The sequence below is a fragment of the Dellaglioa sp. CoH-57-MRSF-20 genome (assembly GCF_056781955.1).
On record NZ_JBXAXV010000140.1, the window covers coordinates 1 to 398 of the forward strand.

The 398-nt window shown below is 52.3% G+C and carries 2 protein-coding genes; both read right to left on the minus strand.

The features are described 5' to 3' along the window. Positions 1-190: hypothetical protein (locus AC1RPN_RS08515; RefSeq protein ID WP_481763761.1), on the minus strand; the 190-nt coding region annotated here is incomplete at its 3' end. Positions 191-199: 9 nt separating this feature from the next. Continuing rightward, positions 200-398: hypothetical protein (locus tag AC1RPN_RS08520; protein ID WP_481763762.1), on the minus strand; the 199-nt coding region annotated here is incomplete at its 5' end.

Here is a 398-nt window from a genome sequence, read left to right on the forward strand (position 1 = left end):
CGCGTGGGCCGTCATACTGGTCACCTAGCAGCAAGATGTTGCTGATACCGTTGTCACGTGCGTACTTGACGGGACCTCGCCTAATCTCGTCAGCGACCATCTTGTCCGGATTTTGTACGTACTTCGAAAGACCTCCCGATCCTGAGGAATCGGTGAAGTGTGCATCTCCCACAGCCACAAACTCTGCCACTTGATCTCCTTATGTTACGTACTCATTCTCTTCCCAATTCCACATCTGTGCAGACTTAGGCCAGTAGCGTTTGAATGTGGCGCTATCAGTACCACGCTCAACACGTTCCAACTCTGCCCTGCCCTCGTCAGAATTTAGGATAAGGTCCGCGCGATTCGGACTCACAAACGCCAGCAGCCCCAAATTCAAAAGGCGTTGGAACGAGAGA